The organism is Mycobacterium noviomagense (genome assembly GCF_010731635.1).
GTDB classification, from domain to species: Bacteria; Actinomycetota; Actinomycetes; order Mycobacteriales; family Mycobacteriaceae; genus Mycobacterium; species Mycobacterium noviomagense.
On record NZ_AP022583.1, the window covers coordinates 2,872,149 to 2,894,920 of the forward strand.

Here is a 22,772-nt window from a genome sequence, read left to right on the forward strand (position 1 = left end):
CGGCGAAGCCGGGCGCAGCGGGTCGCCATCATCGGCACCGTCGCCCCACGTGCCACACTGTCAGGCGTGGGTGCGATCAGGCTGGACGGCAAGACCACACGCGACGAGATCTTCGTCGACCTCAAACAACGTGTCGCGGCGTTGACCGCAGCGGGCCGCACCCCCGGACTGGGCACCATCCTGGTCGGCGACGATCCCGGATCCCACGCTTATGTCCGCGGCAAGCACTCTGATTCCGCCAAAGTCGGCATCACCTCGATCCGCCGCGACCTGCCGGCCGACATCAGCCAGGCCAAGCTCGACGAGACCATCGACGAGCTCAACGCCAACTCCGACTGCACCGGATACATCGTGCAGTTGCCGCTGCCCAACCAGCTCGACGAGAACGCGGCGTTGGAACGTGTCGACCCGGCCAAGGACGTCGACGGTCTGCACCCGACCAACCTGGGCCGGTTGGTGCTCGGCACTCCAGCGCCGCTGCCGTGCACCGCACGCGGCATCGTGCATCTGCTGCGGCGCTACGAGGTGCCGATCGCCGGCGCCCACGTGGTCGTAATCGGTCGGGGGGTGACTGTCGGTCGCCCGCTGGGACTACTGCTCACCCGCCGCACCGAAAACGCGACAGTTACGTTGTGCCACACTGGGACTCGTGATCTGCCCGCGCTCACCCGGCAAGCCGACATCATCGTGGCCGCGGTGGGTGTACCGCACCTGGTGACCGCCGACATGGTGCGGCCGGGCGCCGCCGTCGTCGACGTCGGGGTAAGCCGCACCGACGACGGGCTGGTCGGCGACGTGCATCCGGAGGTGTGGGAGGTCGCCGGTTACGTGTCGCCGAATCCCGGTGGCGTGGGCCCGTTGACGCGGGCGTTCTTGTTGACGAACGTCGTCGAATTGGCCGAGGCCGCGCAGTGACCGTGCGGGACCACACCCACAGGATCGTGGCCGCGCAGTGGCCCATCCTGGTGGTCGTGCTGATCTTCGTCGCAGCGTTCGCGTTGGCGGGCTTGAACTTCTGGCGACGCGGTGCGCTGCTGATCGGCATCAGCGTCGGGCTGGCCGCGGCTTTGCGGCTGATTCTGCCCGACGAACGGGCCGGGCTATTAGCCGTGCGCAGCAAGGGAATTGACTTCGTCGCACTCGCGACGGTGGGGGCTGCGATGTGCTACATCGCCGCGACGATCGACCCGTTGGGAACGCGCTAGATACCTGGCATGCCCGGCACTTGCGGCAGGTTCGGCATATTGCCGTTGGCGATCGAGGCCATCATCGACGGGCAATACATCGATATCGCGATGCTTGTGAACATCTGCGCCATCCCCGGTGACATGCCGCCATGGCCGCTGACGTTCGACGCGGCCGCGGCGAACGTTCCACCCGGCTGTGCCAGCATCGGGCAGACGGACTGGCCCAACGCCACGGCACCGCCCGGATCCCCGTAGTTGACACCGGCGTTGCTCAGAGACGAGAGGAATTGGTCGTCAAGCGGATTCGCCTGTGCCGGCGCCGCCAATGCCGCCGCCGACGTGACCATACCTACACATGCCGCAAGACAAATCCTCATGCGCCGGTTCCGCAGTGCCGGCATCGGCCGCTCCTCATCTCGTCGACTGCAATGAACAGTGCTGTACCGCCGTCACATTCGCAACACAGCGAGGTAAAGGTTTGCGTACGGTTCATTTTTCGAGTTTGAGTGCGGCAGCGACGATAGGTTTGGCCCATTCGGGCGTCGACGACAGATCATCGGGGTTAACGATCCGCCCCTGCTTGACGTGCAGCACCAGCACGGGCCGCGGCGCGTGGCCGGCGGCGGGGTCGGCGTCTGCCGAGTTGTCGTAGACGCGCAGCTCGGTGAGCGCTGGCAACAACCGCACCAGATTCAGGCGGCTGTGCCGGTACCGTCGTCGGATGTCGGCTTCAGGAATATCGTGGCCGCCGGCGCGAACGCGTTGACGCACGCGTTCGATGTGTGCCTCGGCACTGGGCAGCCCGACGTACCAGACGCGCACTTCGATTCCGAGGGCAGCCGCGTGCATGAGCAACCGCAGCATGGTGCTGCCGCCGAGTGTCGTTTCGATGGCGAAATCCAGGCGTTCGTCAATCGCTTCTTGAAGCAGGCGCTTGCCCTGCTGCCAGGCCAGGGAGTTCGCCCGGACCGGCTCGATGCCGGGATATGCCGCACGTAGTGCGCGCGCCGCCTCATCGGGGTTGTAGTAGTCGGCGCCGGACGCGCGGATCGTCGCACCGCCGATGCTGCTCTTGCCGGCACCGTTGACACCAGCAAGCACGTACAGGCGTGCCACGTGGCGGTCAACGCCGCTTTGCGCGCGCCGCCTTCACTGCCGAGCGCCCCAGTTGCGTCGGTGACGCGTCGAACGCCGACGCCAGCGCTGCCTTGGCCTTCGGTTGCTGTAGGCGTGCCAGCAGATCGTCGAACTGCTCGCTCAGCTCGTCGAGCGCCGGCTCACGCGATTTCGTCAGCGCCTCGAACTCGGCGACCGACAGCAGCACCGCCTTCGGAGTGTCGTGCTTGGTGATCGCGACCGCGCCGTCGACGGCGGCCTGCTCGAAGACCGCGCCGAACTGGTTCTTGAACCGGCTAGCGGGCACCGTCGGCACGTCGACCAACTTGCCGTCGCGGTTGCGGAAGGTCAGCGTCGACGTCGTCATCGGAAGTCTCCTCGGGAGGGGGCGAAACAGCCAATATAGCCATATTAGCTTGATTGGCCGTAGCGGGCTAGCGGACGGGACCGCACCAGTGTTGGCCACCAGAACCAGGGCCCGAGAATTCTGACGATGCACGGCACGACGAACGAGCGCACGATCAGCGTGTCGAGCAACAGGCCGATGCACACGGTGGAACCGACCTGGCCGATGGTTCGCAGATCGCTTGTCAGCATTGCCAGCATCGTGAACGCGAACACCAAGCCCGCCGACGTCACCACACCGCCGGTGCTTCCGAGCGCGCGGATGAGACCCGTGTTCAGCCCGGCGTGAAGTTCGTCTTTGACTCGGACGATCAACAGCAGGTTGTAGTCCGAACCCACGGCCACCAAGATGATGAACGTCAGCGGCAGCACCAACCAGTGCAGGGGCAGGCCGATGAGGTGCTGCCAGACGAGTATGGAGAGCCCGAACGCCCCGGCGTACGAGAATGCCACGGTGCCGGGAATAACCAAGGCCGCCATCAGACTTCGCGTCAGGAACAGCATGATCAAGAAGATCAGCACAAAGGCGGCGATCGCCACGATCAGCAGATCCGATGCGGCGTATTGCTTGATGTCCTTGTCGTTGGATCCCGAACCGCCGATATAAACTCTCGCGCCGGCCAACGACGTCTCTTTCAAGATCGTGGTTATCGCCGTGGGGAACTGTTCGACGTGCTGCACGCCTTCGGGGCCCATCGCGTTGCCCTCGTGGGTGACGATGAACCGAGCGGCCTTGCCGTCCGGCGACATCATGAGCTGCATGCCGGTCTTGACGTCGTCGTTGTCGAAACCCTCGTGGGGGATGTAGAAGAAGTCATCGCTGCGGGACCGGTCGAAGTCGAGCCCGACATTGACCAGGTCGTCGAATGTCTGGTCGGTCTGGATGGACTGCAGCGCCGCCTGGCCGTAGGAGCTGACCAACAGGGCGGCTAACGCCTCCGAGTCGTCGGCGGTCAGTTTCAGTTGCGTGATGACTTGCGGCAGTAGCCTGTCGACGGCTTCGAGGGATGTTTTGGCGTCCTTGATGTCGGCAGCCAAGTGGTCGATGTTGTCGAGCCCGTCGAACAGCGATCTGAACGCCCAGCAGATCGGAATGTCGAAACAGTGGCGCTCCCAATAGAAATAGCTCTTGATCGGCCGGAAGAAATCGTCGACGTTCGAGATCTCCTCGTTCATCTCCTCGGTGATCCGTTGCAGATCCTCGACCGTGAGAACCGTCTTGTGCAATTCGTCGGACATGCGTTGGAAGAAGACGATCTCCTTGCGCAAGACCGCGACACTGTGCTGCGTGATCTGAGCCTGCTGGTCCGTATTCGCGTTCTGCTGCTTGTTGAACGGGAGCTGCTGGCCGTTGCCACTGCCCTGCGTGGTGAACAAGTAAGGGATCGTGGCATGTTCCAAAGGTCGGCCCAGTGGCCTGGTGATGCTTTGCACCATCGCAACACCGGGAAGACGAATCAGACTCTTGGCCACCCGGTCCAATGAGATGAAGTCAGCCGAGTTGCGCATGTCATGGTCGGTCTCGACCATCAGCATCTCGGAGAACAGCTTGCTCTTCGGGAAGTGCCGATCCGCCGCCGCGAAACCCTGATTGGCGGGTGAGTCGTGTGGCTGGTAGGCACGGTCGTCGTAGTTCTGCCGGTACGTCGGCACGAAGACCGCCCCGAACATCACGGCGGCGGCACTGGCTGCGAGGATCGGCACCGGCCAGCGCACCACGCTCGCCCCGATCCGCCGATACAACGTCGCCTTGGCCTTTTGTCTCGGGTCGAAGAGCCCGAACAGGCTCCCCACCGTCAAGATGGCCGGGCCGAGCGTCAGCGCCGCCGCGATGGTGAACAGCATCGCGATGGCGACCGCCGGGCCCATGGTGTGGAAGTAGTTGAGTCGCGCGAATGTCAGGCAGTAACAGGCCCCGGCGATCGTCAGGCCCGAGCCGACGATGATCGGCGTGACACCCTTGTACGCGATGTAGAAGGCGTCCTCCCGGCTTTCGCCGGCTTGCCGCGCCTCGTGATAGCGGCCCATCAAGAAGATGCCGTAATCGGTTCCCGCTCCCAGCGTCAGCGCGACGACGATGTTCACGGCGAACGACGAGAGCTCGATGTAGCCGAGATGCCCGAGGGTCGCGATGACTCCCTTGGCGACCAGCATCTCGATCAGAACCCCGAGTAAGGGCACCAGCAGGGTGCTGATCGAGCGGTATACCAGCAGCAGCATCGTGACGATCAGGATGATCGTCACGATCGTGATGTTGTTCAGGCTCGAATTGGCAATAGCCACCGTGTCTGAAGCAAGTGGCGCCGCCCCGCTGACGTAGACCTTGAGCCCGGGTGGCGGCGGGTCCTTGGCGACGATATCGCGAACCGCGGCAACGGAGTAATTCGCTTGCATCTGGCCGATGTCGCCCGCCAGACGCAGCAGCACATATGCGGCCTTGCCGTCGACGCTCTGCGCCCCCGCCGCAGTGATCGGCTTTCCCCACAGGTCCATGACGTACTGCACGTGCTTGGGGTCACGCTTCAGCCGGCGCACCAGATCGTCGTAGTAGCGATGGTCGACATCGCCTAGCGGCCGGTTGGCTTCCAACACGAGCATGGTCAAGTTGGTCGAATTGGATTCGTGGAACTTCTCGCCGATGCGCAGCAACGCCCGCTGTGACGGCGCGTAGTGCGGGACCATCGGCCCCGCGAGTTCCTCTGCGACCCGTTCGACCTGCGGCATGAAGGTGTTCGTCGACACCGCGAGAAGCGCCCAGAAAGCGATGATCGGTATTGCGAGAAGCCGGACCGTTCTGGGTATGAAGGGGCGCTTCGGCCGAGGCTCACTCATGCGGACTTCACCCTGCACATGACATGCGCATCGGCATGGGTGTCGGACTGCTGGTCGCGGACAACGCCGTTCACCAGCATCCGGCAGCCGAGTTGACCACCATGAACCTGCGCGGAGATGCTGCCGGACACTACCGTGAGCGTCGTCGTCTCGGTGTGTGACCACGGCAAGGTCGTCAGGTCAACCCGATGCGGGTGTCCGTCGATGTCCAAATAGACCAGCATCCCGCCTTCGCCGACCGAACCGAACAACTCGTAGGTGAGCTGTTTGGGAGTGGTCTGCTCGGGCGCTGCCGGGCCATTGACCGTGATGACGGGCGGCGGAGCAGAGAACTGGTGCACCTTCCACATACCCGCTGCTCCCGCGCCGACCGCAACGACCGCAACCAACGGCATCCAGACTCGCGCCAAGACGGTCCTGCCGAGGGAACGGGGGCTCACTCGATCACCTTTCGGATCTCGGTGGGCGCATGGTGTTCTCCCCGCTCCCGTGCCTAGGCCAATGCAGATAGTAGACGGTCATGTCCATAATGGACATATGATCTGCAAAGAGTAGCGGCACCGCGGTCGGAGCGCGACCGCGACGGCGTCGACTACGGTCCGCCGGTGAACGCACCACGTGCATCGCGATGCGTCAAGACATCTTCTGCAGCCGCCGTTTCAGCCGTGCGCTGCGGAGAAGCTGAGTGGTGAAGTTCATCGAAGCCAACATCGGGAACACCCCGAGAAATGTCCGTTCGGAGGGTGTCGCTCCATGCAAGTGGTAAAGGCTGCCGAACACGTAGAAGCATCCCACCATGAACAAAGCGCCGGGGATGCAGAACGCCATCAAGGAACTGCGATCACCGACAATTTGTTTCGCGTAATCCAGCTCATCCTGCGACAGCGGTTCGCGTTTACGCACTTTCTTGATCACCGCTTTGGCGCTCCCGATCTGTTCGCTGATAGCGGTAGGTGCTCGGCGCTCCATCCGCCTGACGAACGCTGAAGCAACGGCGGCAAACACTAGCGCAAGCGCAAGGGCGAGCAGAGTGAGAAACCCGTACAAACCCGAGTCCATCGTCACGGAAACCCCCTGCAGTCGGCCGTCGAAGACCCTCCGAACGCTACCGTAGCCAGCTGGTATAACGGTTTGCGCACGTTTCAAGCGACACATCTTGCGGCACCGCGATTTTGTCGTGTTGTGGCTGAGAATGCCGGACATGACGCAATCGCGGGAGCCCGACGATGGCGCGTGAGATCTCCCGGCAGGCGTTTCTGCGAGGTGCTGCCGGAGCGTTAGCGGCCGGCGCGGTCTTCGGATCGGTCCGGGCGACCGCCGACCCGAAGTCTTCCGGCTTGGACGGTCTGAAGGCCGCAATCGGCGGACAGGTGCTGACTCCGGACGACGGCGGATTCGCAACGGCCAAGCAAGTTTTCAACACAAATTACAACGGCTCGACGCCGGCGGCGGTGGTGGTTCCCACGTCGGCGGCCGACGTGCAGAAGGCAATGGCATTCGCTGCCGCGCACAACCTCAAAGTCGCTCCGCGCAGTGGTGGGCACTCCTATGTGGGGGCGTCCACGGCAAACGGGACCATGGTGCTCGACCTGCGTCAGCTGCCCGGGGGTATCAACTACGACGCCGCCAGCGGGCAGGTGACGGTGACACCCGCGACCGATCTGTACGCGCTGCACCAGGCGCTGGCTGCGGCCGGCCGGGGCATCCCGACCGGTACCTGCCCATCAGTCGGCACCGCCGGGCATGCGCTGGGCGGCGGACTGGGTGCGCATTCGCGACATGCCGGCCTGATGTGTGACGCATTGACGTCGGCCGCGGTGGTGCTGCCCAGCGGCCAGGCGGTTACCGCGTCGGCCGCCAACAACCCTGATCTGTTCTGGGCGTTACGTGGCGGCGGTGGCGGCAATTTCGGGGTGACGACGTCGCTGAGCTTCGCCACGTTCCCCACCGGCGACGTCGACGTGGTGAACCTCAACTTCCCGCCGCAGTCATTCCCGCAGGTCCTGGTCGGTTGGCAGAACTGGTTGCGTACCGCCGACCGAAGCAGTTGGGCATTGGCCGACAGCACCACCGACGCGATGGGTACGCAGTGCCGAATCATGGCGACTTGCCCGGCCGGGTCGGGCAAGAGCGTGGCGAGCGCCGTCATTTCAGCCGTCGGAATGCAACCGACCGCTACCGAGAATCACACGTTCAATTACCTGGACCTGGTGAGGTATCTGGCCGTCGGGAACCTCAACCCGTCGCCGCTCGGATACGTAGGCGGATCCGATGTTTTCCCGACCATCAACGCGGGCGCAGCTCAGGGGATCGCATCGGCGGTCAACGCCTTCCCCCGTGGCGCGGGCCGCATGTTGGCGATCATGCATGCTCTCGACGGTGCGCTCGCGGGCGTGGCACCGGCGGCCACCGCCTTTCCGTGGCGTCTGGAATCCGCGCTGGTGCAGTGGTACGTCGAAACATCCGGTGACCCAGCGGCGGCCACCAGCTGGCTGCAGACGGCACACCAAGCGGTACGCGCGTATTCAGTGGGCGGCTACGTCAACTATCTGGAGGCCAATGACCCCCCGTCGCGCTACTTCGGCCCGAACCTGGCTCGGCTGACCGCGGTGCGGCAGAAGTATGACCCGGGCCGAGTCATGTTCTCGGGATTGAGCTTCTGACGTTTCGCCCGGCGAGTGGCCACTTATGGCACGCAATTCGCGCTTGGATTCACGCGGTCGCTGCAACAGATGCGGACGGGTCTGAGAGTAGCCGATCGAGTTCCTCGGCAGGGGTGCGCCAGTTGAAGCGTTTGCGGGGGCGGGCGTTGAGCTCGGCGGCGACGTTGTCGAGGATCCCGGGTCCGTGAAAGGACAGGTCGGTGCCTTTGGGGAAGTACTGGCGCAGCAAACCATTGGTGTTCTCATTGGTGCCGCGCTGCCAAGGGCTGTGCGGGTCGCAGAAGTAGATCGGCAACCCGGTGGCCTCGGTGATCTTGGTGTGCAAGGCCATCTCTTTGCCTTGGTCCCAGGTCAGCGAGCGACGCAAAACCTCGGGAATCTTCGGGATCGCCGCGCTCATCGCCTCAGCGACGGTGGCGGCGCTGCGGTCCTCGGATAGGTGCAGCAGCATCACGAACCCGGTGGTGCGTTCGACCAGGGTGCCGATTTGGGAGGCCTGGTTTTGGCCGATAATCAAGTCGCCCTCCCAATGCCCCGGGATCGCACGATCGTCGGCCTCAGCCGGGCGTTCACTGATGTTGATCATGTCCTTGATCCGGCCCCGAGTGTCGATTGTGCTGCGGCCCTGAGGTTTCCGTTGGGTCCGGCCGGTGCGCAGCGCGGCCTTGACCTGGCGGGCCAGTTCCCCCCGGGGCTGCACATACATGGCCTGATAGATCGTCTCGTGAGACACCCACATCTCCGGATCGTCGGGGAAATCTTCGCGCAGCCGGCCCGCGATCTGCTCGGGGCTGTGCCGCTGTTCCAAGCGTTGCACAACCTCGCCCAACAAGGCCGGGTTGGACTCCAGCTTGCGCGGCTTGGGGCGAGCCGGGCCGCATCCACGACGTCTTGGCCGACCCGGGCCCGGTAGCCACAGCTGGTTGCTCCTCGAGCTTTTTCCCGGCTGATCGTCGAGGCGTCACGCTGTAACAGCCGCGCGATGTCGGCCTGGGGAAACCCGCCTCCAGCAACTCTTCGAGTCGGCACCGCTCGGTAAACGACAACAACCGCGACGCCGCGGCCGGCTCTAGATCAGCAACAACTGGTGTTCTGGGCACGTAGCCAGCCTGATCGACCCAGCGTCGCGCGGTGTGCTCCGACACGCAGGCACCCACCGCCGCCTGCGCCGGGTCAACCCGACCGCAGCGCCTCCCAAAATACGTCCCTGACCTGCTGCGAATACCGGATGCCGTGGTGCTTGCTATTGGTCTGATATCCCGCGGCCTTGGCCCATTTTCGGCCTGTGGTACCCGCCACCCCCGCCACCGTGGCGGCCGCCGTCGGCGACAACCCCGATCCAACAGCCCTCCAAAACTCCTCCCGCACCAAAGCCGCCGACTCGACGCTCAGATGAACACCATGACCCCGAAACCCCGTCTGATAACCCATTCGGCCCCAACACCTCCCGATAAGGTGTTGCAGCGATCACTTGAGCCTGACGCGAAAAACCGTGCAATAAGTGGCCACTCGCGGTAAGTCACGAAAGGGTCGCGCGGACGCAGACCGTAATGTAGGGCAGCGCAAGGCCGTTGCTGTTGGCCAGCGCCGGATGGGTGGCCAGCAGTTCGCGCACCTGATCCAGTGTCTTGGTGCGCACATCGGCGGGCGAGGTGATGCAGTAGCTTCGCGACGCTACCAAATCGATAAGTGCTTGCGGCGTAAGGTAATTCGTCCACTCGACTCGATGACGTTCCACGTCGGTGAACGGATCGGGCAGCACGACACGGTCGCTGACCGGATCGCCATCGCTGCCGATGATCCGCCCGAGCTCGCGCACCCACCCCAGCCGTTCGTCGCGGGTGTTCCAGACCAGTCCCAGCCTCCCGCCGGGGCGCAGTATGCGAACCACCTCCGGAATTGCGCGCGCCGGATCAAACCAATGCCACGCCTGCGCGACCAGCACCGCGTCGACGCTGTTGTCCGGCAAGGGAATTTCCTCTGCGGTGCCCAAGAGGGCCGTGGTGTCCGGCAGCGACTTGCGCAGCACGTCCAGCATCTCGGGAATCGGGTCGACGGCCACCACGTCCAGCCCGCGTTCGACGAGCCGGGTCGTCAACTTGCCGGTACCGGCACCCAGGTCCAGCACGTGGCGAGCACCGCCCGGAAGCAGCCAGTCGATTGCCTCCGGCGGATAGGACGGGCGGCCCCGCTCGTAGGCAGCCGCTTCTGAACCAAACGACAGCGAGCGGTCTTGCCTGGAGCGGGTCACCGGGCACGCACGCCTTCGGCCAGCTCGAGTGTCTGCCGGATCAACTTGCCGACAGCTTCGGACTCCACCAGAAAGCCGTCGTGCCCATACATCGAGTCGACAACGTGCAGTCCGGTACAGCCGGGCAACAGCTCGGCCAGCTCCTCTTGCAGGCGAAGCGGATACAGCCGGTCGGAGCTGATCCCCGCGACCACCGCTGGGACGGGACAGCCGCGCAGCGCCGCATCGACCCCGCCGCGGCCGCGGCCGACGTCGTGGCTGTTGAGCGACTCGGTCAACGCCACGTAGCTTCCGGCGTCGAACCGCGCCACCAGCTTGCTGCCTTGGTGCTCCAGGTAGCTCTGCACCGCATAGCGGCCGCCGGTCACCGGATCCTCGTCGCCCTGAGCGTCGTTGGCGAAACGGGTGTCCAATTCGATTTCGCCCCGATACGTCAGATGCGCAAAGCGCCGGGCAATCGACAGCCCGGCCACCGGCTCGCGGCCGCTGTCGTAGTAGTCGCCGCCCTGCCAGTACGGGTCGGCCTGGATGGCCGCGATCTGGGTGCTCTGCGTGCCGATCTGGTCGGCGGTTGCCCGCGCGCCGGCCGCCAGCAGCAGCCCGGCCCGGACCTGATCGGGATGGCTGACAATCCATTCCAGCGCCCGGGCACCGCCCATCGATCCGCCGACGACAGCGGCGACCTCCGTGATGCCGAGCGCGGCCAGCGCAGCGACGTCGGCCTGCACTTGGTCGCGGATTGTGATCCGCGGAAACCTTGAGCCCCAAGGCTTTCCGTCATGGGCAATCGAACTGGGCCCGGTCGAGCCGCGACAGCCGCCCAGCACGTTGGTGGCCACAGCACACCACCGGTCGGTGTCGATGGGCGCGCCGGGGCCGGCCACGCCGTCCCACCAGCCCGGTGTCGGATGGCCAGCACCGGCAGGCCCGGTGATATGCGAATCACCAGTGAGCGCATGCAATACCACCACGACGTTGTCACGTGTGGGCGACAACTCGCCCCAGCGTTGCACGGCGATAGAGACGTCATCGATCACCGCGCCGCTTTCCAGCGTCAACGGGCCGATGTCGACGAACCCCACTTCGCCTTCGGGGGGGAGTGTGTGAGTGCGCACTTCGGAGATTGTCACCTCAGATGTCCTCAAAACGCTGCCACGGCCTGCGGGTCGCCGGCGGAATCTCGGTAAGCCCGCGCCGCAGCGAACCCGAGTTCGAGGTCGGCCAGGATGTCGTCGATACCCTCGATGCCCACCGCCAACCGCACCAGTCCCGGGCTGACACCGGTGGACAGCTGCTCCTGCGGCGTCAGCTGCGAGTGGGTGGTCGACGCTGGATGGATGACCAGCGAGCGCACATCGCCGATGTTGGCGACGTGGCTGTGCAGCTTCAGCGCGTTGACGAACGCCTTGCCCGCTTCCACGCCGCCGACCAGCTCGAATGCCAGCACGGCGCCAGTTCCCTTGGGCGCCAGCTTTTTTGCCCGCTCGTGCCAGGGCGAGCTCGGTAGGCCCGCATAGTTGACCGATCGCACTTCCTCGCGGTCGGCCAGGAATTCGGCGACACGTTGGGCGTTGGCGACGTGGCGTTCCATCCGAAGGCTCAGCGTTTCCAGACCCTGGGCGATCAGAAACGCGTTGAACGGCGAGGCGGCCGATCCATAGTCGCGCAACAGCTGTACCCGGGCTTTGGTCGCGAACGCTGCCGGTCCCAGCTCGGCATAGACCACGCCGTGGTAACTGGGATCGGGGGTGGTGAATCCGGGGAAGCGGTCACCGCTCCAGTCGAACGTGCCGCCGTCGACGATCACGCCGGCGATCGCCGCGCCATGCCCGCCAAGGTATTTGGTGGCCGAATGCACGACGATGTCGGCGCCCTGCGCGATCGGCTGAATCAGATACGGGGTGGCGATGGTGTTGTCGACGATCAGGGGCACGCCATTGTCGTGGGCAACCCCGGCGACCCCGGGAGTGTCCAGCACATCGATCTGCGGGTTGGAGATGGTCTCGCCGAAGAACGCCTTGGTGTTCGGGCGCACCGCGGCCTGCCAGGAATCAAGGTCGTCGGGATCCTCGACGAAGCTCACGTCGATGCCGAGCCTGGCCAGCGAATAGTGGAACAGGTTGTACGTGCCGCCGTAGAGCCGCGGGCTGGACACGATGTGGTCGCCCGCACCGGCCACATTCAGGATCGCGAACGTCTCCGCCGCCTGGCCGGACGCCAGAAGCAGCGCGGCCACCCCGCCCTCCAATGCGGCGATGCGCTGTTCGACGACGTCGGTGGTCGGGTTGCCGATCCTGGTGTAGATGTTGCCGGGAACCTCAAGGCCGAACAGGGCCGCGGCGTGCGCGGTGTCGTCGAAGGTGTAGGACGTGGTCTGGTAAATAGGCAGTGCCCGGGCGTTGGTTACCGAGTCGGGCCGCTGCCCGGCGTGGACCTGTTTGGTCTCGAACGACCAGTGCGCGGTCGGGTCGGGTTCACTGTCGGTGCTCATGTGGCTGCTTTCTGCTGGAGTCGGATAGGTGTCGTGCTCGCAGTCGCCTGGACGCCATCACTTGATGACGTCAGCCAGTGGCGATGGGTTAACGACCCCGAGGCCTGGGGGGCCACATGATGGGCCAACCCGAATGGGTACGCATCAGGTATCCCTGTCTACTCAGGGGGCCCGTCATGGCGGACCCGCGCTTGCCGCGTAGCCGGTCGTGGCTACTCAACCTGGTCATCACCCGGGGCACCCCACCGCGGTTGGAGGGTTGCCGGCCAGCAAGCCGGGGCTTGGCGCTGGCGCTCATGACCCATAGGAAGCCTATCGTATTAGGCCGATCCCCTGCCACCGTCCCCGGCTACGCCGCGCTGCCGATACGGCATGCGGGATACTCGCCACCATCAGATCCGACTGGAAACGCGGGAGAAGGACCATGTGCGCCGAGCGGCCGACCATCATTTACACGCTGACCGACGAGGCGCCGATGCTGGCGACCTATGCGTTTCTGCCGATTATTCGTGCCTTCACCGAGCCGGCGGGCATCGACGTCAAGCTCAGTGACATCTCGCTGGCGACCCGGATCCTGGCCGAGTTTCCCGATTACCTGACCGAGGAGCAGCGCGTCCCGGACAACCTGGGTGAGCTGGGCCGGCTGACGCAGCTGCCCGACACCAACATCATCAAGCTGCCTAACATCAGCGCCTCGGTGCCGCAGCTCGTCGCAGCCATCAGGGAGCTGCAGGACAAGGGTTTCAAGATCCCGGACTATCCGGCCGACCCGAAGACCGAGCAGGAAAGCGAAATCCGCAACCGCTACGCCAAAGTCCTCGGCAGCGCGGTGAATCCGGTGCTGCGGGAAGGCAACTCGGACCGTCGCGCATCCAAGGCGGTCAAGGACTACGCCCGCAAGCACCCGCACAGCATGGGCAAGTGGTCGATGGCCTCACGCACCCATGTCGCGACCATGAAGCACGGCGACTTCTACCACGGCGAGAAGTCGATGACGCTGGACCGCCCGCGCAACGTGAAGATGGAGCTGGTGACCAAGCGCGGTGAAACGCTGGTGCTCAAGCCCCAGGTATCGCTGGGTTACGGCGACATCATCGATTCGATGTTCATGAGCCGCAAGGCCCTGTGCGACTTCTACAAACAACAGATGGAGGACGCCTACGAGACGGGCGTGATGTTCTCGCTGCACGTCAAGGCGACGATGATGAAGGTCAGCCATCCGATCGTGTTCGGCCACGCGATCAAGGTCTTCTACAAGGACGCCTTCGCCAAGCACGAGAAGCTGTTCGACGAGCTGGGCGTCAACGTCAACAACGGGCTCTCCGATCTGTACGCGAAGATCGAGTCGCTGCCGGCCTCGCTACGCGACGAGATCGTCGACGACTTGCACCGCTGCCACGAGCACCGTCCCGAGCTGGCCATGGTCGATTCGGCCCGGGGAATCTCGAATTTCCATTCGCCCAGTGATGTGATCGTGGACGCCTCGATGCCCGCGATGATCCGCGCGGGCGGCCAGATGTACGGCGCCGACGGCAAACTCAAGGACACCAAGGCCGTCAATCCGGAGTCCACGTTCAGCCGCATCTACCAGGAGATGATCAACTTCTGCAAGACGCACGGCCAGTTCGATCCGACCACCATGGGCACGGTGCCCAATGTGGGCCTGATGGCTCAGAAGGCCGAGGAGTACGGCAGCCACGACAAGACGTTCGAGGTCCCCGAGGACGGTGTGGCCAACATCGTCGACCTCGACACCGGCGAGGTGCTGCTGACGCAGAACGTGGAGGCCGGTGACATCTGGCGCATGCCGATCGTCAAGGACGCGGCGATCCGGGACTGGGTCAAGCTGGCCGTCACCCGCGCGCGGCTGTCCGGCATGACGGCGGTGTTCTGGCTGGACACCGAACGTCCGCACGAGGTCGAGCTGCGCAAGAAGGTCAAGGCCTACCTGAAGGACCACGACACTGAGGGCCTGGAGATCCAGATCATGCCGCAGGTGTGGGCCATGCGCTACACGCTCGAGCGCGTCATCCGCGGCAAGGACACCATCGCCGTGACCGGCAACATCCTGCGTGACTACCTCACCGACCTGTTCCCGATTCTGGAGCTTGGGACCAGCGCCAAGATGCTCTCGATCGTGCCCCTGCTGGCCGGCGGCGGCATGTACGAGACGGGTGCGGGTGGTTCGGCGCCCAAGCACGTCAAGCAACTGGTCGAGGAGAATCACCTGCGCTGGGATTCGATGGGCGAGTTTCTGGCGCTGGCCGCCAGCCTGGAAGACATGGGCGCGAAGACGGGAAACGCGCACGCCAAAATTCTGGCCAAGACACTCGATGCCGCGATCGGCAAACTGCTGGACAACGACAAGAGCCCGTCGCGAAAGACCGGCGAACTAGACAACCGGGGCAGCCAGTTCTACCTGGCCATGTATTGGGCGCAAGAACTTGCCGCCCAGACCGACGACAAGAAGTTGGCGAAGCACTTCGCAGTTCTGGCCGACGCGTTGACGGAGAACGAAGACGTCATCGTGGCCGAACTCAACGCGACCCAGGGCAAACCGGTCGACATCGGCGGCTACTACGCGCCCGATCCCACCTTGAGCACAGCGGTGATGCGGCCGAGTAAGACATTCAACAATGCACTCGCGGCGGCAGGCTGATACCGGTCCCGCTTGTAGTGTTGGGACATGTCCAGCGGATACAAGATCAAAGTCGAAGGCACGGTAGTAGAGCTCGACGGTGACGAGATGACGCGCGTCATCTGGAAGCTCATCAAGGACATGCTCATCTTCCCGCACCTCGACATCAATCTGGCCTACTACGACCTGGGGATCGAAAATCGGGACTCCACCGACGACCAGGTGACGATCGACGCGGCCTACGCCATCAAAAAGCACGGCGTCGGCGTCAAGTGCGCGACGATCACGCCCGACGAGGCCAGGGTCAAGGAATTCAACCTCAAGACCATGTGGTCATCACCCAACGGGACCATTCGAAATATCTTGGGCGGCACCATTTTCCGCGAGCCAATCATCATCTCGAACATTCCGCGTCTGGTGCCGGGCTGGAAGAAGCCGATTATCATCGGCCGTCACGCGTTCGGTGACCAGTACCGGGCAACCAATTTCAAAGTCGACCGGCCCGGCTGCGTCACGCTGACCTTCACCCCCGAGGACGGCAGCGAGCCGATCGTGCACGAAATGGTGCGAATCCCCGACGACGGCGGCGTCGTGATGGGGATGTACAACTTCAAAAGATCCATCCAGGACTTCGCGCGGGCGTCGTTCGCCTACGGGCTGCAAGAGAACTACCCGGTATATCTGTCCACCAAGAACACCATCCTCAAGGCCTACGACGGCATGTTCAAAGACGAGTTCCAGCGCATCTACGACGAGGAATTCAAAGACCAGTTCGAAGCCGCCGGCCTGACCTACGAGCACCGGCTGATCGACGACATGGTCGCCGCCTGCCTGAAATGGGAGGGCGGCTATGTGTGGGCTTGCAAGAACTACGACGGCGACGTGCAGTCCGACACCGTCGCACAGGGCTACGGCTCACTGGGGCTGATGACCTCGGTGCTGATGACCGCCGACGGCAAGACGGTGGAGGCAGAAGCCGCCCACGGCACCGTCACCCGCCACTTCCGCCAGTACCAGCAGGGAAAGCCCACCTCCACCAACCCGATCGCGTCGATCTTCGCCTGGACGCGCGGGCTGCAGCACCGCGGCAAGCTGGACGACACCCCGGAGGTGACCGAGTTCGCGCAGAAGCTCGAAGAGGTGGTCGTCAAAACGGTCGAGGACGGTCAGATGACCAAGGACCTGGCCATCCTGATCGGTCCCCACCAGCAGTGGCAGAACAGCGAGGAGTTTCTCGGGTCGATCGCCGAGAACCTGGAGAAGGCGCTCAACGGGTAGCGCGAGCAGACGCAAAAGCCCCGTATTTACGCAGTAAATGGGGGCTTTTGCGTCTTTTCGCCAGCAATGCAGTACTCGTCGAGGAAGTCGGTGATGACTTCGGTGATCCGGCCCGGCGCCTCGAACATTGGGATGTGCCCGACGCCGTCAAGCTCGGTCACCCGGGTGCCCTCGGGGAGTTGCGCGCGGAAGTACCGGTGGGATCGCGGCCCGGGAAACACGCGGTCTTTCTCGCAGATCACTAGGTGCGCGGGCACGGCGGTTTGCGCCAAGTCCAGTAAGCCGGGCATCAGCAACGACTTGACCAGCAACTGGAAGTAGGCCGGGCAATGCGCGACGTCGTCGATGATCGCATGGAGCTCGCTTTCGCTGACCCCGTCGGGTGACGCGCTGATCGGAAGGGTGGCCAGGCGGCGGCTGAGCGGCAGCTTCAACGCACGCGGCCCGAGCCAGCGCGCCGCCGCCCATAGCGGCATACCGCCGACGAATTTGGCGATCACCTCGAACTTTGTCGGGGCCCAGCGCGTCCAACCACCTGCCGGGGCGATGCCGGTCACGGTGCGTGCCCGCCCGCGGCTCTCGAGTTCGAACGCCACCCAGCCGCCCAGCGAGTTGCCGACGATGTGTGCGGTGTTCCAGCCCAGCTCGTCGAGTTGGCGCTCGACGTGGTCGGCCAGCACTTCCGAGCTCAAGAACCTGGTGCCGGCGTAGGGTCCGCCGTTGTGGCCGGCCATCGTCGGCGCGAACACCTCGTAGCGGCCGGTGTCGGCCAGCTGCTGGGCCACCGTCTCCCATACGATCTGCGAAATCAGGAAGGGGTGCAGCAGCAGGACGGGTTCACCCGACCCGAGATGAATAGGCTCGCGAGTCGTCATGACCGCGACATTATGGTGATACCGGCGGTATCGCAAGCGTGTGGAGTGCGGGCCGGCGACGGCGTGAAAAGATCGAGTCATCATGAGCACCGCAAGTCCAACCCGCCGAGTCTTTTCCGGCGTGCAGCCCACCTCCGACTCGCTTCATCTCGGCAACGCGCTGGGGGCGGTGACCCGCTGGGTGGCGCTGCAGGACGACTACGACGCGTTCTTCTGCGTGGTGGATCTGCACGCGATCACGATTCCCCAGGACCCTGAGGTGTTGCGGCGCCGCACGCTGATCACCGCTGCGCAGTACCTGGCGCTGGGGATCGACCCTGACCGCAGCACGATCTTCGTGCAAAGCCATGTACCCGCCCACACCCAACTGTCCTGGGTACTGGGCTGTTTCACGGGGTTCGGTCAGGCGTCGAGGATGACGCAGTTCAAAGACAAGTCGACGCGTCAGGGCGCCGAGTCGACGACGGTGGGCTTGTTCACCTATCCGGTACTGCAGGCCGCCGACGTGCTGGCCTACGACACCGAACTGGTTCCGGTCGGTGAGGACCAGCGCCAACATCTGGAGCTGGCGCGCGACGTCGCGCAGCGGTTCAACAGCCGGTTCCCGGGCACCTTCGTCGTACCGGAGGTGCTCATTCCGAAGGTGACCGCCAAGATTTACGACCTCCAGGATCCCTCGTCGAAGATGAGCAAGTCGGCGGCCACCGACGCCGGGTTGATCAGCCTGCTCGACGATCCGGCGTCGTCGGCCAAGAAGATTCGCTCAGCGGTAACCGATAGTGAGCGGGAGATCCGCTACGATCTCGACGCCAAACCCGGGGTGTCGAACCTGCTGTCCATCCAGTCCGCGGTCACAGGTGTCGACGTCGGCACACTTGTCGAGCGCTACGCGGGACACGGCTACGGCGACTTGAAGAAGGACACCGCAGAGGCCGTCGTCGAATTCGTGACGCCCATCAGGAATCGGGTCGAGGAGCTGATGGGCGATCCAACCGAACTGGAGGCGGTGCTGTCCGCCGGCGCTGCGCGCGCCCAGGATGTTGCGGGCAAAACGGTCCAGCGGGTCTATGACCGGCTCGGCTTCCTTCCGCCGCGGCCCTAGACACACATGAGCGACGCGGCCAAACCAGGGCTCCTCAATCGGGTGCGGGCGCGATACGGGTGGTTCGACCACGTCATGCGCGCCAACCAGCGGTACAACGACCGCAAGGGCAATTTCTTCGCGGCGGGCCTGACCTATTACACGATCTTTTCGCTATTCCCTTTGTTGATGGTTGGTTTCGCGCTCGCCGGATTCGTGCTGGCGCGCCAACCGGAGTTGCTGGCCGACATCGAGGATCGAATCCGCACCGCGGTGTCGGGCAAGTTCGGCAAACAGCTGATCAAGGCGATGAACTCGGCGATCGCATCGCGCAGTTCGGTCGGAATCATCGGCCTCGCCGGGTCGGCGTGGGCGGGCCTGGGGTGGATGGCGAATCTGCGTGAGGCGCTCAGTGCAATGTGGGCTGAGCATGTGACATCGCCCGGCTTCGTCCGCACCAAGTTGTCCGATCTTGTGGCGATGCTCTCCGCGTTCGCGGCGATCGCGGCGACTATCGCGCTGACCGCACTCGCTGACGCTGCGCCGATGGCCAAGGTGCTGGATTGGCTTGGGCTGCACTACGCCCTGGTGCTGGACATCATCTTGCGCGGCGTTTCGCTGCTGATGTCGCTGCTGGTGTCGTGGCTGCTGTTCACCTGGATGATCGCCCGGCTGCCGCGGGAGCCGGTCAGCTTCGCCGCCTCGATGCGGGCCGGGCTGCTGGCGGCTGTTGGTTTCGAAGTGTTCAAGCAGCTCGCGTCGATCTACTTGCGGTCGGTGTTGCGCAGTCCGGCCGGTGCCGCGTTCGGTCCGGTGTTGGGTTTGATGGTGTTCGCGTACATCACCGCGCGGCTGGTTCTGTTCGCCACCGCGTGGGCGGCGACGTCGCCGGCCAACGTGCGCGCGGCGGCGGCGCCGGCGCCGCCGCCGGCTCCGGCGGTGATCACTCCGCGGGTGCAGGCCGACGAAGGTCTAAGCGCTCGGCAGGCATTGACTGCGGCGGGACTGGGAGCTGTTGCTGCGCTGGGTCTTTCACGGCTTGTGCGCCGGCGCGACCGGTGACGACCGGCTAGCGGAATAGTCTGCGGAGCCACCCGGTTTGCCGCACTCGCCTTGGCCCCGGTGGACCCATTTTTGCGACAGCCTCTTCGGCGGGGAGCCGACGGAGTTTTTGCGCCTGCTTGAGGTGGTACCGACAGAACAGGCCGACACCCGGGGGTGCGGTGACGCCAAGCGAATTCGACCAGCCGACGTATGGGGGAGGCTGCCAGTTGGGGTCGTAGTCGGCGAACTGGACGGTGCCCACGGCATCGCTGCTGAAACCGCACACCACACAATGCGGTTTGATGGCCATCACACCGCCCTGTCATGTCGTCGCACGCACGTCGCATGTGTGCTGCCCAACGCTAATTCGGCGGCTGTGCGCGCGGCCAGTGTGATCCCTGATCGCTCACCCAGCCGCCGTTGACCATGACGGAGCTGATCTCCAAAACCTGGCTGAGCACAACAAGATTGGCGTCCATGCCGCTGCGCAGACTGCCGACATGGCCGAGTCCGAGTACCCGAGCCGGCGTGGTCGACGTCATCGCCACGGCGGCGGCCAGCCCCTCATCGGGGTCGGAAGACAGCCCCGCCACATTGCGGAAAAGCCCGTCCATCGTGGCGGTACTGCCAGCAAGCGTCGACGTTCCGTGCACATGAGCCACGCCCGAGACGACGTCGATCTCCTGGGTTCCCAACCGAAATGAGCCGTCGGCGCAACCGGCGGCAGCGGTGGCATCGGTGACCAACGCGACCCGGTCCGCTCCTGCGGCTTCGATCACCCCACGCACCAAGGCAGGATGGACGTGAACACCGTCGGCGATCAGCTCCAGCGTCACCCCCGGGTCCTGCAACAGCGCCAACGCGGGGCCGGGCTCGCGGTGGTGCAGCGGGCGCATCGCATTGAACAGGTGCGTTCCGACCGTCGCGCCCGCGGCAATGGCCTGCCGGGTCTGCTCGTACGTCGCATCCGTATGACCAACGGCGACAACCGTTCCCGCGTCCACGAAGCGTCTGATTGCGGCGGCGCTGCCGGGAAGTTCCGGTGCAAGCGTCACCATCCGGATCGCATCGTCGCCAGCGGCGAGCACGGCGTCGATCTCGGCGCGATCGGGATCGCGCAGCTGCCCGGGATCGTGGGCCCCGCATCGCTCCCGGCTCAGCCACGGCCCCTCGATGTGGATGCCGGCGATGACGCCTTTCCGGGTCGCCTCGGCGAGCCCGCGAACCGCTGCCAGCAAGTCGTCGGGCGAGGCGGTGACCAGGCTGGCCAGCGTGGTCGTGGTGCCGTGTCGTAAGTGAAAGCCTGCAGCGGAGGCAATCTCATCTGGATGCCCGTCGGTGTACCACGCGCCGCCGCCGCCATGCACATGCATATCGACGAAGCCGGGAACCACGGTGGTGGCGTCGGGGTAATCGATATCTGGTGGGTGGGGCGGCGCACCGCATCCGCAATCGCCGATTCGTCGGCCTGAAACCGTCAACCAGCCGGGGCGGCAGATCTGGCCGTCGAGGACCATTGTGCCGGCGGCGATCAGAGTCATGGCAGCTCACTCGTCTCCGCGCGGACCGGCTCGGCGGGCCATTTACCCCTGTTCTCCCAGAAGTGCCGGATCTCCTCCAGCTGTCGGCCCTTGGTTTCCGGAGCGAACCGGTAAACGAAGGCAAAGGCGGCCACCGCGAACACACCGAATACTCCGAAAGTCCGTGCACCACCGAGTGAATGCAGCGTCGTCAGGAAGACACCGGCGACAATCGCATTGGCCACGTGGTTGGCGGTGAGCATCGCGCTGGAGCCTATTGACCGCATGCGGGACGGCAAACACTCACCCGCATATACCCACACCAGGGCGCCGAAGCCGAAGGTAAAGCCAATCGTGAAGATCAGCACACCGACGAAACCCAACATCGATGCACCGCCGGTGGTTGTAGCGAAGGCACTCATGAGCATGGCGTCGGCGGCGATCATCACGGTGATGCCGCACAACAGAACCGGCCGGCGGCCTAGCCGGTCGACCAGAACCAGCGAAATCACTACCGCGGCCAAGGCCGCGACCTGAATCAGCGCCGGCAGCACCAGCAGCGCGAAGTTGCCGTTAAAGCCCATTGCCTCGAACAGCCGCGGGCTGTAGTAGACGATCGCGTTGATGCCGGTGATCTGAATGAAAAAGCCGAGCCCAACCAGAAAGATGGTGGCCTGCCGATACGGCGGTCGCAGCATCTCCGCGAGCACTCCGCCGCATTCTTCTTCTAGGGCGCAAGCGATTTCGGTGAGTTCGTGTTCCACGTCGGCGTCTGGCTCCACTCGCCGCAACGCCTCGCGGGCGTCGCCGACGCGTCCCCTGAGCAGATACCAGCGGGCGGTGTCGGGCAGGCGCAGCATCAACAGCAATACCGCCGCGGCAGGCATGGCGGCCAGTCCCAGCATCCATCGCCAGCTGTGTGAACCGGCCAGCAGATAGGCCCCCAGGTAACCGACGATGATGCCGACGACCGTCGCTAGTTGGTAGGACACCAGCAGAGAACCACGCACTGCGGCCGGTGCCGACTCGGCGACGAAGACGGGGACCACCACGACGGACACTCCGATGGTCAGGCCCAACAGCAGCCGTGCCGCCAGCAGCATCGGCACCGATACCGACAGCGCGGCCAGCACCGCGAAGGCCGCGTAGCCCGCCACTACCAGCACCATGGACTTTTTCCGCCCGATCGCATTGGCCAGCAGGCCACCACCGAGCGCGCCGAAGATTTCACCGATCACCACCGCGGTGGTGATCAGTTCTTGTTGTCGTGTCGTCAGGTGGAACTGGTCGGTGATGGACAGCAGCGCGCCGGCGATGTTGGAAATGTCATAGCCGTAGATGACGCCCACGGTTGCCGCGGTGAGACCGACGGCCAGCGCCCTATTCGACAC

20 protein-coding genes, 1 pseudogene and 1 riboswitch are annotated in these 22,772 nt (G+C 64.6%); of the genes and pseudogenes, 7 read left to right on the forward strand and 14 right to left on the reverse strand.

Annotated features, from left to right (window positions below; all coding sequences use genetic code 11):
- Positions 1-66 precede the first annotated feature (66 nt).
- On the forward strand, positions 67-915 hold the full coding sequence (locus G6N15_RS13410) for a bifunctional methylenetetrahydrofolate dehydrogenase/methenyltetrahydrofolate cyclohydrolase (protein WP_083087830.1): 849 nt from the start codon (positions 67-69) through the stop codon (positions 913-915).
- Positions 912-1,205, forward strand: a complete 294-nt coding sequence (locus G6N15_RS13415; RefSeq protein ID WP_083087829.1) for a DUF3017 domain-containing protein — start codon at positions 912-914, stop codon at positions 1,203-1,205. The genes G6N15_RS13410 and G6N15_RS13415 overlap by 4 nt, the downstream gene beginning before the upstream one ends.
- On the opposite strand, the gene G6N15_RS13420 is transcribed toward G6N15_RS13415, so the two are convergent.
- The 6 genes from G6N15_RS13420 to G6N15_RS13445 all read right to left on the reverse strand — a co-directional run bounded on the left by G6N15_RS13420 (position 1,202) and on the right by G6N15_RS13445 (position 6,599).
- On the reverse strand, positions 1,202-1,588 hold the full coding sequence (locus tag G6N15_RS13420; RefSeq protein WP_083087828.1) for a DUF732 domain-containing protein: 387 nt from the start codon (positions 1,586-1,588) through the stop codon (positions 1,202-1,204). The genes G6N15_RS13415 and G6N15_RS13420 overlap by 4 nt on opposite strands.
- Positions 1,589-1,676: 88 nt before the next feature.
- Positions 1,677-2,303 carry an AAA family ATPase gene (locus tag G6N15_RS13425; RefSeq protein WP_232070226.1) on the reverse strand — a complete coding sequence of 209 codons (627 nt, stop codon included), beginning with the start codon at positions 2,301-2,303 and terminating at the stop codon, positions 1,677-1,679.
- Positions 2,304-2,310: 7 nt separating this feature from the next.
- Positions 2,311-2,670: a type II toxin-antitoxin system Phd/YefM family antitoxin gene (locus tag G6N15_RS13430; RefSeq protein WP_083087827.1), complete on the reverse strand. Its 360-nt coding sequence runs from the start codon at positions 2,668-2,670 to the stop codon at positions 2,311-2,313.
- Between the two features lie 44 nt (positions 2,671-2,714).
- Positions 2,715-5,540: an MMPL/RND family transporter gene (locus G6N15_RS13435; RefSeq protein WP_083087826.1), complete on the reverse strand. Its 2,826-nt coding sequence runs from the start codon at positions 5,538-5,540 to the stop codon at positions 2,715-2,717.
- Positions 5,537-5,935: an MmpS family transport accessory protein gene (locus G6N15_RS13440; protein WP_083087825.1), complete on the reverse strand. Its 399-nt coding sequence runs from the start codon at positions 5,933-5,935 to the stop codon at positions 5,537-5,539. The genes G6N15_RS13435 and G6N15_RS13440 overlap by 4 nt, the downstream gene beginning before the upstream one ends.
- A gap of 238 nt (positions 5,936-6,173) precedes the next feature.
- Positions 6,174-6,599 carry a hypothetical protein gene (locus tag G6N15_RS13445; protein WP_083087824.1) on the reverse strand — a complete coding sequence of 142 codons (426 nt, stop codon included), beginning with the start codon at positions 6,597-6,599 and terminating at the stop codon, positions 6,174-6,176.
- Between the two features lie 167 nt (positions 6,600-6,766).
- On the opposite strand from G6N15_RS13445, the gene G6N15_RS13450 reads away from it, so the two are divergent.
- Positions 6,767-8,203, forward strand: a complete 1,437-nt coding sequence (locus G6N15_RS13450) for an FAD-binding oxidoreductase (protein WP_083087823.1) — start codon at positions 6,767-6,769, stop codon at positions 8,201-8,203.
- A gap of 49 nt (positions 8,204-8,252) precedes the next feature.
- On the opposite strand, the pseudogene G6N15_RS22760 reads toward G6N15_RS13450, so the two are convergent.
- The 5 genes and pseudogenes from G6N15_RS22760 to G6N15_RS13475 form a co-directional block, all read right to left on the reverse strand.
- Positions 8,253-9,187: pseudogene (locus G6N15_RS22760) on the reverse strand (IS30 family transposase); the annotation flags it as partial.
- A gap of 189 nt (positions 9,188-9,376) precedes the next feature.
- Positions 9,377-9,634, reverse strand: coding sequence for a hypothetical protein (locus tag G6N15_RS23270; protein ID WP_163748060.1), 258 nt, complete (start codon positions 9,632-9,634; stop codon positions 9,377-9,379).
- A gap of 88 nt (positions 9,635-9,722) precedes the next feature.
- On the reverse strand, positions 9,723-10,454 hold the full coding sequence (locus tag G6N15_RS13465) for a class I SAM-dependent methyltransferase (protein WP_083087056.1): 732 nt from the start codon (positions 10,452-10,454) through the stop codon (positions 9,723-9,725).
- A complete protein-coding gene (gene metX / locus G6N15_RS13470) occupies positions 10,451-11,584 on the reverse strand; it encodes a homoserine O-acetyltransferase MetX (RefSeq protein ID WP_083087057.1) in 1,134 nt (377 codons plus the stop codon). The genes G6N15_RS13465 and metX overlap by 4 nt, the downstream gene beginning before the upstream one ends.
- 11 nt (positions 11,585-11,595) lie before the next feature.
- Positions 11,596-12,945, reverse strand: a complete 1,350-nt coding sequence (locus G6N15_RS13475) for a bifunctional o-acetylhomoserine/o-acetylserine sulfhydrylase (RefSeq protein WP_083087058.1) — start codon at positions 12,943-12,945, stop codon at positions 11,596-11,598.
- A gap of 182 nt (positions 12,946-13,127) precedes the next feature.
- A riboswitch (SAM riboswitch) is annotated at positions 13,128-13,247 on the reverse strand.
- Positions 13,248-13,369: 122 nt separating this feature from the next.
- On the opposite strand from G6N15_RS13475, the gene G6N15_RS13480 reads away from it, so the two are divergent.
- Positions 13,370-15,604, forward strand: coding sequence for an NADP-dependent isocitrate dehydrogenase (locus G6N15_RS13480; RefSeq protein WP_083087059.1), 2,235 nt, complete (start codon positions 13,370-13,372; stop codon positions 15,602-15,604).
- Positions 15,605-15,631: 27 nt separating this feature from the next.
- Entirely contained in the window at positions 15,632-16,861 is a 1,230-nt protein-coding gene (locus tag G6N15_RS13485) for an NADP-dependent isocitrate dehydrogenase (protein WP_083087060.1), read from the forward strand.
- 26 nt (positions 16,862-16,887) lie between these two features.
- On the opposite strand, the gene G6N15_RS13490 is transcribed toward G6N15_RS13485, so the two are convergent.
- A complete protein-coding gene (locus G6N15_RS13490; protein WP_083087145.1) occupies positions 16,888-17,691 on the reverse strand; it encodes an alpha/beta fold hydrolase in 804 nt (267 codons plus the stop codon).
- A 127-nt stretch (positions 17,692-17,818) separates the two neighbouring features.
- Between G6N15_RS13490 and trpS the strand changes: the two genes are divergently transcribed.
- Together trpS and yhjD are read left to right on the forward strand one after the other, a co-directional pair.
- Positions 17,819-18,838, forward strand: coding sequence for a tryptophan--tRNA ligase (gene trpS, locus G6N15_RS13495; RefSeq protein ID WP_083087061.1), 1,020 nt, complete (start codon positions 17,819-17,821; stop codon positions 18,836-18,838).
- Positions 18,839-18,844: 6 nt separating this feature from the next.
- Positions 18,845-19,879 carry an inner membrane protein YhjD gene (yhjD, locus tag G6N15_RS13500; RefSeq protein ID WP_083087062.1) on the forward strand — a complete coding sequence of 345 codons (1,035 nt, stop codon included), beginning with the start codon at positions 18,845-18,847 and terminating at the stop codon, positions 19,877-19,879.
- 344 nt (positions 19,880-20,223) lie between these two features.
- Here yhjD and nagA read toward each other — a convergent pair whose 3' ends face one another.
- Together nagA and G6N15_RS13510 are read right to left on the reverse strand one after the other, a co-directional pair.
- The gene (nagA, locus tag G6N15_RS13505; RefSeq protein WP_083087064.1) at positions 20,224-21,402 is read right to left on the reverse strand and encodes an N-acetylglucosamine-6-phosphate deacetylase; all 1,179 of its coding nucleotides are present in this window, start codon (positions 21,400-21,402) and stop codon (positions 20,224-20,226) included.
- Entirely contained in the window at positions 21,399-22,772 is a 1,374-nt protein-coding gene (locus G6N15_RS13510) for a sugar porter family MFS transporter (protein WP_232070227.1), read from the reverse strand. The genes nagA and G6N15_RS13510 overlap by 4 nt, the downstream gene beginning before the upstream one ends.

Excerpts from the sequence above, each read along its gene's own strand:
- G6N15_RS13420 (WP_083087828.1), bottom strand. The coding sequence starts at position 1,588 with ATGCCGGCACTGCGGAACCGGCGCATGAGGATTTGTCTTGCGGCATGT.
- G6N15_RS13430 (WP_083087827.1), bottom strand. The coding sequence starts at position 2,670 with ATGACGACGTCGACGCTGACCTTCCGCAACCGCGACGGCAAGTTGGTC.
- G6N15_RS13435 (WP_083087826.1), bottom strand. The coding sequence starts at position 5,540 with ATGAGTGAGCCTCGGCCGAAGCGCCCCTTCATACCCAGAACGGTCCGG.
- G6N15_RS13440 (WP_083087825.1), bottom strand. The coding sequence starts at position 5,935 with ATGCCGTTGGTTGCGGTCGTTGCGGTCGGCGCGGGAGCAGCGGGTATG.
- G6N15_RS13445 (WP_083087824.1), bottom strand. The coding sequence starts at position 6,599 with ATGGACTCGGGTTTGTACGGGTTTCTCACTCTGCTCGCCCTTGCGCTT.
- G6N15_RS13450 (WP_083087823.1), top strand. The coding sequence starts at position 6,767 with ATGGCGCGTGAGATCTCCCGGCAGGCGTTTCTGCGAGGTGCTGCCGGA.
- G6N15_RS23270 (WP_163748060.1), bottom strand. The coding sequence starts at position 9,634 with ATGGGTTATCAGACGGGGTTTCGGGGTCATGGTGTTCATCTGAGCGTC.
- G6N15_RS13475 (WP_083087058.1), bottom strand. The coding sequence starts at position 12,945 with ATGAGCACCGACAGTGAACCCGACCCGACCGCGCACTGGTCGTTCGAG.
- G6N15_RS13480 (WP_083087059.1), top strand. The coding sequence starts at position 13,370 with ATGTGCGCCGAGCGGCCGACCATCATTTACACGCTGACCGACGAGGCG.
- G6N15_RS13485 (WP_083087060.1), top strand. The coding sequence starts at position 15,632 with ATGTCCAGCGGATACAAGATCAAAGTCGAAGGCACGGTAGTAGAGCTC.
- trpS (WP_083087061.1), top strand. The coding sequence starts at position 17,819 with ATGAGCACCGCAAGTCCAACCCGCCGAGTCTTTTCCGGCGTGCAGCCC.
- yhjD (WP_083087062.1), top strand. The coding sequence starts at position 18,845 with ATGAGCGACGCGGCCAAACCAGGGCTCCTCAATCGGGTGCGGGCGCGA.
- nagA (WP_083087064.1), bottom strand. The coding sequence starts at position 21,402 with ATGACTCTGATCGCCGCCGGCACAATGGTCCTCGACGGCCAGATCTGC.